This is a genomic window from Maricaulis sp. D1M11 (assembly GCF_047308265.1).
Classification (GTDB): Bacteria; Pseudomonadota; Alphaproteobacteria; order Caulobacterales; family Maricaulaceae; genus Maricaulis.
Window position 1 is genome coordinate 738,791 of the sequence record NZ_JBKQWY010000001.1, and the last position, 12,237, is coordinate 751,027.

The window sequence follows — 12,237 nt, forward strand, 5'->3', positions numbered from 1 at the left end:
TTCAGTCCTAGCGTGTTGCGGCCTCCAGTGCCGCCTCCAGTGCCGGGTCCAGGCCGGCATTCCAGCTTTCAAATGTGTCCGGTGCGTGGATGTCCGGCTGGAAACCGCGCCGCGGATCGGCATCCGTGATATCCGGAATGGCCCACTGCCAGGGCACCCGGACCACGATTTCGCTATCGGGCAGGGTCAGGAAGAATATCACACCCGCGGTCGGACCAGTTTGCGCACCCCCCGTGGCTTCACCCACCAGCGTCACGTTCGCAGCTTCGCGCAAGGCGCCGATAATCTGGGTCGCGCCTGACGCATTGGTCGGCCCGGTAAGAATGATGATCTCTCCTTGGAAGGCATGTTCCGCAGGCATCAGGGGTTGAGCACCGTCGACCAGGGCGGGATTCATGCGATAGGTCCCATCCGCTGCCTGGGTAAACGCCCGTGCAGGCGGGTTCAGGGCAATCTGGTCCCACGTGCTCAAGTGTTCGCGAACCTCGCCAAATTCGATTGCATCCACACGCAATTCGGCGATCGGGGTCACCGGTTCGCGAATGAGGTGCCGCATCAGCCCCTGTTGTGCATCGGTGGAACCGCCGCCATTGCGCCGTAGATCCACAATCAGCGTGTCGATCCCATCGGCGGACAATTGTTCGAACACCGGGCCGTAGACCGCATCCGGATCAACAGGCGTGCGATAATTCACAAAGGTCTCGACATTCAGCCGTGCGACACCCTCGGCGAGGTTTTCGGTTGTGACCATGCCTGGCTCGGAGAAATTGCGATAGCGGCGGCCATCAGAGCCCAGCTGCAGGAATTGCGGGAATGTCAGGCGTCCGGCCGTGATCTCGCCCGTCTCGCCGTCGGGCGTTCGATAAGTCAGCGTCACGCTATCATCATCGGGATTGATCAGCGGGTCGAAATGATCAAAGCCTGAACCCATGAATTCACCGGTGCGTGCCATTTCAATCCGGCGGACGTGTTCGGTATAGCCGTCCACGGGCAGGTAGGGTTCCACAGCCGCCAGTCGGTCGTAGGCGGACACACCATCTAGCGTCAGGATCTCCGTCCCGCGCACCAGCCCGGTTTCTCCGGGGTGATCCACATACATGCGGCGATCAAAAGTGACGAAGCGGAACGGTAGATAGACCGGTTGTGTGTCTCGCAAGGCTTCCAGCGCGTCGGGCAATTCCGCCTTGGTGTGTTCGCACCGGATATCCGCCAGGATCAGCGATAGGCCCAGATAGAAATCCTCGCGGCTCATGCCGGTTTCGGCCTGACGGGCCAGCGCATCCCATTGTCCGGCTCTTTGCTGCCAGCCTTCATACCGGTCATAGCCGGGATGGATCATCTCCAGAGCCTGGCGGGCCAGGGCGATGTCATTACTCCAGTCGGTCTGGGCGTGGGTGGGTGTGCTCAGCGCGGTGAGGGCTGTTGTGGCAAGAGCGGCAAGGGCAGGCAGGCGGCGAAACATGGGGCATCTCCTCAAGGGCCATCGGGCCCGGCAAAACAGAAGGCCTGGATGCCGTATCGCATCGGGTCTGGCGTCCCAAACCCCTTGGTTCTCACACAAATACGGAATTTGAGACGTCTGGACGGGTTTGCAGCTGGCCTCAGGCGGCGCGTCGCAGGCGTGCGCGACAGGCCGCTGGGGTCTCTCCGGTGATGTCACGGAAGACACGATTGAAGGTCGCCTTGGAATTGAAACCATTGTCGAGCGCCAGGGCGAGAATGTCTGCATCGCTGTGAACCAGGTCAGCCTGCACACGTTCGACCCGGAGCGTATTGATGAAGCGGTTGAAATTCATGCCCGCCCCCTGATTGATTGTGCGCGAGAGATAGGTTTCGTTCGTGCCCAGTCGACGGGCCAGGTCCGGGGCGGATAATCGCGGTTCCAGATGCCAGCCCTCGGTCTCGATGCGCAGGCGCAGGGCCGCCGCAGCCGTGCCCCAGTCCTTGCCCGTGCCCACTTCTGTATCCGTGTCGCCTTCTGCATCTGTGATTTCGTCCGCATCAGGCTGTTGTGATGCGGAGGCGGTCGGTGCTGTTCCGAGTGAGGGTTTGGGGAAGGCCTCGCGATGCAGGATCAGCGCGGCCAGGGCGAGGGCATAGAACACCAGTCCGACCAGGACATGGAAGGGGTAGAGTTGGAAATAGGTCAGATCCGGAGTGAAAACGAGCGCCAGTTCGCGGATCAGGGCCAGACCCAGCAGTCCGGCGCATGCGATCAGAAACACCCGCAGCCAGCGCGGATCGAATTCGGCCGCGGCTGACGAATGCGTGCCCAGCCACACAGTGTAATGCTGATACAATCGATAAGCACCGGCCACGCCGCCGATGAGCAGAGCCAGGCCTCCCACCGTTTCGACCGGCACGATATAGGGATGGTGAACAGCTGAAACCCACCACGCCTTGGTCTCCAGGGACTGCACCATCATCACGAGTCCATAGACCAGTTCGAGGGTGCCGGGGGCCCATAACCACAGTCCGGGCCAGGGCCGGTCCGACCGTGTCAGTGACCAGGCATAGGCCCAGATCAGCGGACCCACAAACAGGTCGAGCGCAAACGGCGTGAAGCTCAATTGTGGCCAGCGATCATAAAACGCGGCAAAGCCGATGATCTGCGGCACGAAGTATAGGGCGATCACGGCCATGAGGGCGGCGAGATAGCGGTGTGCAGACCGTTCGAACCGGCGCTGCACTAGCAGGATGCCCGCTATCAGCAGATGCGCGGACAGGACCAGCAGCAACAGGGATCGCCATCCCAGAACCAGACCATCCATCAGTCGCTATCCCGCGCAGGGGGTGTAAATCGCCCGGCCCAGGGACGATCGAGCGAGCCGATCCACAAATCCCCGTTCTCGGCCGGAACGACATTGGCGATGAAACCAAATCGTCCATCCGGATCGTGATAGCTGTCGAGATATTCGCCATCCTCCGTCATCACCAGGATGAAGCCCTTGGGCGTTCCGGCCCGCAGCCAGACCCATTCAGGCAATTTGGTCAACATGCGCGTGACAAACGGGTTTCGGTGCAAAAACGCCATCAAGGGAACACGCTGGGTATCCATGGCGATATAGAGCCGACCCTCACCATCTCCCATCACCCCGTCCGGAATACCGGGCAGATTATCATCCACAATCTCCAGCTCTCCGGCGCGCGGCCCTTCCAGCCAATAGCGTGAGAGCCGGTAGCGATAGGTTTCCAGCACAAACACAGAGCGGCCATCCGCCGCCATGGCAACGCCATTGGCAAAATAAAGTGAGTCAGCCAGCACCTCGGTTTCGCCCGTCTGCGGATCAAACGCAGCCAGCAGGCCGTAGGGCCGGTTTTCAGCCATGTCATAGGGATAAGAGAGGCGGTCTATCGTATTGACCCATTTCCAGCTGGCCTCGGAGAAATAGATGCGACCATCGGGCCCGATATCCAGATCATCGGCAAAGCCCAGCGGGCGACCGGCGATCTGAGTAACCAGGGTCTCCACGGTCCGCGTCTCGATATCGACGGCGTACAGCCCGTTGGAGGCGGCGACAATCAGGCGGCCATGAGCATCCCATTGCAGGCCCAGCGCCGGGGCATCCGTGACATGAACAAAATTTTCGCCCTGCCAGATCCCGTCCTCCTCCCAGAGTCGAACCAGACCGCCATGATGTTCGGAGACGAAGATAGACCCATCCGGGGCCAGAGCGACGTCTTCCGACCGATCCATCAGACCCGCACCCACGATATCCGCCGAAATGAGGCGCCCCCTCGGTTCCAGCACGCCCGTCAGCGCGGGCGGTTCGGGATCATCCCAGTAGGCCGGATCCACGGTCGACGGCCAGATCCACCAGAGCAGCAAGAGCGCGCTGAGCCCGCCTGCAATGATCCAGACTGTCCTGTGCATCGTGATATCTCCCGCCCGCGTCCGGCCACCACCTTAAGGCGGGGTCGGCCAGAACGGCAAACCCTTGTCGGCGGAAAATACCTTCTGCAGGTCAAGCTATGGAAAATATCCGCCAGCTTGGGTAAACAACCCGCCTTGGCTTGAAATTTTATAGATACGGATGATCTGGATATGGCTGGACACTCCAAATGGGCGAATATCCAGCACCGCAAGGGCCGTCAGGACGCGGTGCGCTCGAAACTCTTCTCCAAACTGTCGAAAGAGATTTCGATTGCGGCAAAGCTGGGCGGGCCTGACGTCGATGCCAATCCGCGTCTTCGCCTCGCGGTGGCCAACGCCAAGGGTCAGTCCATGCCCAAGGACAATATCCAGCGGGCAATCGACAAGGCGGCCGGTGGTGATGATTCCCAGTATGAAGACATTCGCTACGAGGGTTTTGGTCCGGCAGGCATTGGTGTGATCGTCGAAGTCTCCACCGATAATCGCAACCGCGCAGCGTCGGAGGTCCGCACGGCCTTCTCGAAAAACGGCGGCAATCTGGGTGAGACCGGCTCTGTGGCCTTCATGTTCGACAATGTGGGTGAGATCCGCTTCCCGCTCTCTGTCGCGGATGAAGACGCCATGATGGAAGCCGCCATCGAGGGCGGGGCCGATGATGTCACCTCCGAGGAGGGGGATGAGGAGAATGAGGGCCAGCACGTTGTCTATACGGCCCGTGAAGACCTCATGGATGTCGTGGCTGCGCTGTCGTCCCAGTATGGTGATCCGACCGGCGCCAAGCTGATCTGGAAACCGCAAAACCTCATCGATGTGCCGGGCGACAAGGCCGGAACTGTCATGAAATTGATGGAAGTGCTCGACGATCTGGACGATGTCCAGAATGTCTACGCGAATTTTGATATTTCTGATGAGGACATGGCCAATCTAGGCTGATATGCATCGCATCCGAACCATCACCGGGGGGAGAAGATGGGGTATGCGACGAAGCTGGTAGCCTGGGGCCGTGACACGGCCCTGCCGTTCTGGCTGGAACGGGGCTGGGATCAGCAATCCGGCGGATTTCTGGAAGTTGTGGACCTGGACGGGGCGCCGCTTGTCGACACGCCGCGCCGGGTGCGCGTTCAGGCCCGCCAGATCTACGTCTACGCACGCGCCGAACATGAGGGCTGGTGCAAGGGCCTTGACCGGGCGGCGGAAGCCATGGCGCTGCTGGAAAAGCGCGCTTTCTCCCCTGACGGGGCTCCGGGCTGGGTGCATCGGCTGGACGCCACGGGTGATGTGCTCAGTCCTGTACGCGACCTCTATGACCACGCTTTCATCCTCCTGGCGCTGAGCTGGATGTACCGGGTGACCGGCGAGGCTCACTATATGAGCCTGATCGAACAGACACTCGCTTTTCTAGATACGCATATGTCCGCGCCGGATCGCGGGTTTGTCGAATCCATCGGGGCCGCCCAATTGCCGCGACGCCAGAACCCGCACATGCATCTGTTCGAGGCCATGATGGCCTTGTACGAGGCGACCGGTGATGCGGGGGTTCTGGACCGTATCCGCACGCTCCGCGGCTTGTTTGATGATATCTTTTTCGATCCCGATGCCGGTGTCCTGCGCGAGTTTTTCGCGGAGGGCTGGCAGCGGGACACACGCCCGATCGGGGATCATGTCGAGCCGGGCCATCTTGCCGAATGGGTCTGGCTGCTGGCCGAACAGGCTCGGGTGACCGGGGACGCGGCCGACATGGCGGCGATCCGCGCCCTTTATGACACCGTCTGCACTAAGGGCATTTCCGATGTGACCGGCGGGTTGTTCACAACCTGCACCGCCGAGGGTGACGTGGTGGATTCGGGAACGCGGGCCTGGATGCAGACGGAGTGGATCCGTGCCGCGGCGGTTTTCACCAAACGGGGCGCAGATGAGGCGGAGAGCCGTCTGGAACAGGCGTGCAAGGCGATGTTCGATATTCATCTTGATCCGGCCCTGGCCGGCGGGTGGATTGACCAGACAGATGCAAAAGGCAACCCGACTGTCACGAACATGCCGTCAAGCACGCTTTATCATGCGCTGGGCGCGGTTCTGGAGGCCCGGGCCGTCGTCACGTCAACAGGTCAACCGACTGAAACACAAGTTTGAATGAGGACATCAGGAGCTTTGACTTGCACTTCGCGCCATGATGATGAAGCTGCCCGGTCCAAGCTCTTCATGAAAGACGTAACCCATGTCCAATGCTGATCTCCTGGCACACGCCGACCGTCTGAAAGCCACAAATCTCCGCCAGCTGGTGGATGGTGATGCATCCCGCCGCGATGCTCTTGTGATGTCTGCAGCGGGGCTTTGGCTGGATGCTTCCAAACAACGTCTTGATTCTCAAAGTGTTAGCGCTCTCCTCGCCGCTGCGAAAGCGCGGGGATTGAGTGCGGCGAAGGCGGATCTGCTGTCCGGAGGGATTGTCAATCCGACCGAAGGTCGACCCGCCCTACATATGGCCTATCGAGACGGAGCCGATATTGCAGGTTCGGAGGAGGCGGCTCTTGTCACTCGGACACAGGCCGAAACCCGTGCCTTTGCCGAGGCCGTACGCTCGGGGGCCTATGCGCCCGGCGGCAAGCCGATCTCCCGCGTTGTTAACATCGGTATCGGCGGATCCGATCTGGGACCGCGCCTGGTCGCTGATGCGCTGGCCATGCACCAGGCCTCCGGTCCGGACATGCGGTTTGTCGCAAGTCTGGATCCGACAGATCTGGAACTGGCGGTAAAAGGGGCCGATCCCGAAGCCACGCTGTTCATCGTGGCATCAAAATCCTTCTCCACGCAGGAAACCCTGATGACGGCCCTGGCCGCGCGTGCCTGGCTGACCGGTCATGTTGGGGCGGATCGCGCCGGCGACTTCTTTGCCGCAGCGTCTGCTGCGCCGGACAAGGCGAAGGCCTTTGGTCTGGATCCCGAGCGTGTGTTTGATTTCCCGGACTGGGTGGGCGGACGTTACTCCGTCTGGAGCGCTGTCGGGCTGAGCCTGGAAATCGGACTGGGTCCCGAAGTCTTCGCTGAATTCCGCGCCGGTGCCCGAGCCATGGATCAGCATTTCGCAGACGCGCCGCCGGCGGAGAACCTGCCGGTGATGAAAGGTCTGATTGATGTCTGGAACCGGATGTATCTGGGCTATCCCAGCCGGTGTGTGGCGGGTTATTCCGCCCGTCTCGCCAAGCTTTCGGACTATTTCCAGCAGTTGGAAATGGAATCGCTCGGCAAGTCCGCGGATCTGAACGGAAAACCGATCACCCATCCCTCCGGCGCGCTGGTGTGGGGTGGAGCGGGTACCGAAATCCAGCACTCCTTCTTCCAGTGGCTGCATCAGGGCACGGATATCGTGCCGGTCGATTTCATCGGTATTCGCCGTCACTTCTCCAGCGATAACGACCGGGAACGGGCTCTCGCGGCCAATATGGCTGCCCAGGGTGCCGCCCTGCTGGAGGGACGCGAGATTGACCCGGCTGACACGGCGGCCTTGCCCGGGCATCGTGATATGCCGGGCGGGCGTCCGTCCTCGACACTGCTGCTGGATGATCTGACGCCGGCGAACTTTGGTGCCCTGATTTCGCTTTTCGAGCACAAGGTTTTTGTCGAAAGCCTCTTCTATGAGGTCAACCCGTATGATCAATGGGGTGTCGAGCTCGGAAAAGTTCTCACGACAGGGATATTGTCCGGAGAGATTTCAGGGTATGACGCCTCGACTCGCGCGCTTCTGGGCGAGACTGGTTTCCAAGCTGAGTAAAGACTTTCAATCGGGCGCGGCTCTCCCCGTGCCCGGCATACCAAGAGGGACGCATGACCGTACAGACCGAGACATCCTTGCGCGAGATGGCCAACGCCATTCGTGCGCTTTCCATGGATGCCGTCCAGAAAGCCAAATCCGGACACCCGGGCATGCCAATGGGCATGGCGGATGTGGCCACCGTACTGTGGGCGCGTCACCTCAAATTTGATGCCAGTGCACCCAGCTGGGCGGACCGCGACCGTTTCATCCTGTCCGCCGGTCACGGCTCGATGCTGATCTATTCGCTCTTGCACCTGTCCGGTTTCGAGGACATGACGCTGGACCAGATCAAGAATTTCCGCCAGATGGGTTCGCTGACCGCGGGTCACCCCGAATTCGAACACACTCCGGGTATCGAGACGACGACGGGCCCGCTGGGGCAGGGCATTTCGACGGCCGTGGGTTTCGCGCTTGCCGAGCGTATTCTCAATGCCCGTTACGGGGATGATCTGGTGGATCACCGCACCTGGGTAATCGCATCGGATGGGGATCTCCAGGAAGGTATCAGCCATGAAGCCATCTCACTGGCCGGCCATCTCAAGCTCAATCGTCTGATCGTCCTGTGGGACGACAACGAGATTTCCATCGACGGTCCGACCGATCTCTCGGAAAGCACCGATGTGCTCAAGCGTTTCGAAGCCGCGAACTGGGATGTGAAACGCGTTGACGGTCACAACACCGATGAGATCGATGCGGCTATGGAATGGGCCAAGACCTGCGACAAGCCGGTCTTGATCTCCTGCCGCACGACAATTGGCTATGGCGCGCCAAACAAGGCCGGCACATCGGGATCCCACGGGGCTCCGCTGGGTGATGAGGAGATCGCGGGCACGCGCGAAGCGCTTGGCTGGTCTCACGCGCCGTTCGAAATCCCGCAGGACATCTATGATGCCTGGCGCGCCACCTCCTCCACCGAGGCTCATGCCGCCTGGCGCGAGCGTCTGGGTGAGAGCGACAAGACGGACGAGTTTGTGGCCCAGCTCAATGGTGAACCGGGTGAGCGCGAACTGGAGGCTCTGAAAGCGTGGCGTCTGAAAGTGGCCGAGGATCGTCCGAAACTGGCCTCACGGGCCTCGTCCGGTCAGGCCCTGGCGGCGATCATCAATGACTGGCCGAGCGTGGTGGGTGGATCTGCCGACCTTACCGGGTCCAACCTCACCAAGACCCCGGGCGTCAGCGTCATCAATTCCGACGATTATTCCGGTCAGTACATCCATTTTGGTGTGCGCGAACACGGCATGGCGGCTTGCGCCAACGGGCTGTGCCTGCATGGCGGTTTCCGCCCGCACGTTGCCACCTTCCTGGTGTTTGCTGATTATTGTCGTCCGGCCATCCGCCTGTCCGCTCTCATGAACCAGGGCGTGATCTATGTCATGACCCACGACTCCATTGGTCTGGGTGAAGACGGTCCGACCCACCAGCCGGTGGAAACCCTGGCCTCCCTGCGGGCCATGCCGAACACCCATGTGGTCCGCCCGGCGGATGCCCAGGAAGCAGCCGAAGCCTGGGAACTGGCCCTGCTTCGCGATAACGGTCCGAGCATTCTGGCTCTGTCGCGTCAGGGGCTTCCGCCGCTGCGCAGCGATGATGGTTCCGTGAACCTGTCGGCGCGCGGGGCTTATGTGCTGCGTGATACGGATGGCGAGCCGGATGTTGTTCTCATTGGTACCGGTTCGGAAGTCTCCCTGGCTGTCGAGGCTGCAGAAAGCCTCGCGAGCGAAGGCATCAAGGCTCGCGTCGTCTCCATGCCGTGCCAGGATCTTTTCCTGGAACAGGACGCAGATGTGCGCTCCGAGATCCTTGCGGGCGATACACCAAAAGTGGCGGTCGAAGCTGCGCTGCGCTTTGGCTGGGATGCGATTATTGGAACCGATGGCGGTTTTGTCGGCATGAATAGTTTTGGTGCATCGGCACCGGCCGGTGAACTCTACGCGCATTTTGGCATCACTGCCGAAGCTGTGGCTTCCGCTGCCCGGGATCGTGTCAAACGCTAGTCAGCGACCCCAGGTCTGAATACGGGAAGAGCCGGGACCCAGATGGATCCCGGCTCTTTTTGCGCCGAAGCGCAGGGGGGCTCGTTACGGGCGCGCGGCCGAGATGGCGGCGGGCTGGCCCGAAAACCGGATGTTGGGTGAAAAATACGCCTCGACGTCGCGCGCCTGGAGTTCGATCAGTTCGCGCCGTTTGCGATCCATCGTCCACAGGCGGCCGGATGTATCGGCATGGATATCCGTCAGCGCGCGATTATCGGCGATATCCGGACGAATCTCACCGACATACAGGTCCTGGCGGGTGTCGTAGAGCAGGATGGCGCTTTGGGCTGTGTTGCCTTCTGGACGCAGGCCTGACGGCAGTTTCGACATCATGCGTGCCAGCCAAGGATGACGGTTGGCGCGAACAACCCATGCATTCCGCCCCGCTTCCAGCGTCACCACGAGCTGGTCATCGCCGACGATATGCAGGGCTGCCGGTGTGCCCGGGAGGGTATCGGTGACCACGCGGGATTGGCCGCGACGCGCTTCGTCGAGATAGACTTCACGCACGGTGAAGCGGTTGGGTTCGGACACATAGATCGAACGCCCATCCTGGCTGAGCGCCAGACCGCTGGGACTGTGAAGGCGATCATGGATCAGCTCTGTACGACCCGTTTGCGGTGACCAGGCATAGAGGGCACCCCAGGGACGGTTTTCCAGGGCATCAAGGGCCGGGGTGTAAACCGTTTGATCCTGTCCGATCCGTCGGTTGGAATCGATGAAATACAGCGTACCGTCAGGTGAGGCCTCGACATTGGAAATGACGCCATGCGGCAGGGATGTGACGCCCATGCTCACGCGCTGATACGCCCGCTCGTTCTTGTCATAGACGTAAACCGCATCGCGGGTTGCGAAGGCAAGATGGGTCGGGCCCATGCAGACAACGTCAAGAATGGGTTCGCCGAAATCAACGATCAGGCTTTCATAAAGGGGGGTGCTGCGATCCGTATTCGGGTCGAAGCGTACGATATCGCCTGAATGAGTGCCCAGATAGATCAGTCCGTCAGACCCATTGGAAAAGCTGTCGGCGTCGCGATTCAGCGCGACGGTCCGCACCATTGCGGTGTCCAGGTCGGCGCGAAATCCGGCTTCGGATTCCGGGCGCATCTGGGGTGCGGTCCAGCTCGGAGGATTGATCGGGGCTGGCCAGGCCATCCAGGCCAAAACAAACAGGGCCAGACCTGCCAGGGGCAGTATCATGTATCGCATCGGAGTCGCTTGTTGAGTTGCTTCAATTAACCACGCGGCGCGGGCTTGTATGCCTGTGCGCCAGCTCCGACAAGCGGTTCGGGTGTTTTGTTTTATGCAAATTGTTGCAACGCATTAACACGCCTAGGTGGCGAAAGGATGCAAGCGAAATCCTACAATTCTGTTTTCTAAAGCGAATTCTTGATTCAAGACAGTTTTGTAAAATAGAATAGTTTTCGCATAATGGCTGCAATGTGGTCATGCAAAACTGCATGGCTCAAAAATTGGCGCTTATTCGGATGAATGGGCCGGCCTCTGTGACAGGGGGAGGCGGAGCAGCTCAGCCGGATAGCCGCGATTGATCCAGATATCTCCGGTCTCGTCGACGATGAAGCTTGACAGATAAACCGGAGCGTCCGTGTCCAGGGCGTGCCACTCGTCGAAAGCCCCTGTCTCCGGATCCAACACGAGGAGAGAGGATCGATCACTGTGAAAATAGAGTCGATAGACTGATCGAAGCTTGGCGAGGGTGTGCGCCAGAAGTGGGGACGCGTAGATCTGTTCCTGCACAGGATTGCGACCTTCGTAAAGAAGGACAACAAGACGTCCATCCGGCAAAAAGCCGATCCCTACGGGTTGCCCAGGTATGGCATCGGTCACAATTTCACTTCGCCCGGCATGGGGACCCGTCAGTAGAACACGTTTGACCGTCGCCCGGTTGGGTTCCGTAACATAGGCATAACGCTCATCGGCAGACAGGGCGATGTCAGACGGCAGGACGAGGTCGGCATTCAGGATCCGTGTTCTGCGATTGGGTCTGTTCTGGACGTAGAGCGTGCCCCAAGGCCGGTTTTCCAGCTGATCGAGATAGCCGTTGTCCCGATTGCGTGTCTGTCGCCACCGGTTCCGGCTGACATCGATAAAGGCTGTTCGCCCTGAGCGTCCCTGATCGACACCTGTGACAAACCCATTCTGCACATGATCCGCACCCCGACTGAGCAGTGTCGGGGTTTCGCCGCCGATCGTCCACACATAGGTCCCGTTCCCGGTTGCCAGTAAAAGCGTGCCCTCGGCGGTGCAGACCATGTCGAACACCATCACACCGGGCAGATGAAGGACAGTGTTTGCCGATGCGTCCTCCCCCGGCCGATACTCGATGATCTTCCCGCTCGACTCATCCCGGTCGTTGTCTCCGAAAAAGAAACGGCCGTCGGAACACTGTGTAAATTTTGATACGGGCGCCGGGGTGGGATAACGCTCCAGCGTGTCGGGATCGTAACGCACAATCTCTGTTGCCGTCTCGAGCGGGATCGCTTCGCCCATCCTCCAAA

At 60.4% G+C, this 12,237-nt stretch carries 9 protein-coding genes; 4 read left to right on the top strand and 5 right to left on the bottom strand.

Annotation, left to right across the window (positions count from 1 at the left end):
• Positions 1-7: 7 nt before the first annotated feature.
• The 3 genes from RMQ97_RS03515 to RMQ97_RS03525 all read right to left on the bottom strand — a co-directional run bounded on the left by RMQ97_RS03515 (position 8) and on the right by RMQ97_RS03525 (position 3,874).
• A complete protein-coding gene (locus tag RMQ97_RS03515) occupies positions 8-1,462 on the bottom strand; it encodes a S41 family peptidase (RefSeq protein ID WP_413659447.1) in 1,455 nt (484 codons plus the stop codon).
• Between the two features lie 139 nt (positions 1,463-1,601).
• Entirely contained in the window at positions 1,602-2,771 is a 1,170-nt protein-coding gene (locus tag RMQ97_RS03520) for a helix-turn-helix domain-containing protein (RefSeq protein ID WP_413659448.1), read from the bottom strand.
• Positions 2,771-3,874 carry an SMP-30/gluconolactonase/LRE family protein gene (locus RMQ97_RS03525; protein ID WP_413659449.1) on the bottom strand — a complete coding sequence of 368 codons (1,104 nt, stop codon included), beginning with the start codon at positions 3,872-3,874 and terminating at the stop codon, positions 2,771-2,773. Before RMQ97_RS03525 ends, RMQ97_RS03520 begins: the two co-directional genes overlap by 1 nt.
• A 171-nt stretch (positions 3,875-4,045) precedes the next feature.
• Between RMQ97_RS03525 and RMQ97_RS03530 the strand changes: the two genes are divergently transcribed.
• From RMQ97_RS03530 to tkt, 4 genes are all read left to right on the top strand, one after another.
• Positions 4,046-4,807 carry a YebC/PmpR family DNA-binding transcriptional regulator gene (locus RMQ97_RS03530; protein WP_413659450.1) on the top strand — a complete coding sequence of 254 codons (762 nt, stop codon included), beginning with the start codon at positions 4,046-4,048 and terminating at the stop codon, positions 4,805-4,807.
• A 36-nt stretch (positions 4,808-4,843) separates the two neighbouring features.
• Positions 4,844-6,004 (top strand): AGE family epimerase/isomerase, encoded by a 1,161-nt coding sequence (locus RMQ97_RS03535; RefSeq protein WP_413659451.1) that lies wholly within the window; start codon positions 4,844-4,846, stop codon positions 6,002-6,004.
• A gap of 85 nt (positions 6,005-6,089) precedes the next feature.
• Positions 6,090-7,643 carry a glucose-6-phosphate isomerase gene (gene pgi / locus RMQ97_RS03540; RefSeq protein ID WP_413659452.1) on the top strand — a complete coding sequence of 518 codons (1,554 nt, stop codon included), beginning with the start codon at positions 6,090-6,092 and terminating at the stop codon, positions 7,641-7,643.
• A gap of 53 nt (positions 7,644-7,696) precedes the next feature.
• Positions 7,697-9,679 carry a transketolase gene (gene tkt / locus RMQ97_RS03545; RefSeq protein WP_413659453.1) on the top strand — a complete coding sequence of 661 codons (1,983 nt, stop codon included), beginning with the start codon at positions 7,697-7,699 and terminating at the stop codon, positions 9,677-9,679.
• 84 nt (positions 9,680-9,763) lie between these two features.
• Here the strand turns inward: tkt and RMQ97_RS03550 are convergent, their stop codons facing one another.
• The gene (locus RMQ97_RS03550) at positions 9,764-10,918 is read right to left on the bottom strand and encodes an SMP-30/gluconolactonase/LRE family protein (RefSeq protein ID WP_413659454.1); all 1,155 of its coding nucleotides are present in this window, start codon (positions 10,916-10,918) and stop codon (positions 9,764-9,766) included.
• Between the two features lie 279 nt (positions 10,919-11,197).
• The gene (locus tag RMQ97_RS03555) at positions 11,198-12,229 is read right to left on the bottom strand and encodes a hypothetical protein (protein WP_413659455.1); all 1,032 of its coding nucleotides are present in this window, start codon (positions 12,227-12,229) and stop codon (positions 11,198-11,200) included.
• Positions 12,230-12,237 lie beyond the last annotated feature (8 nt).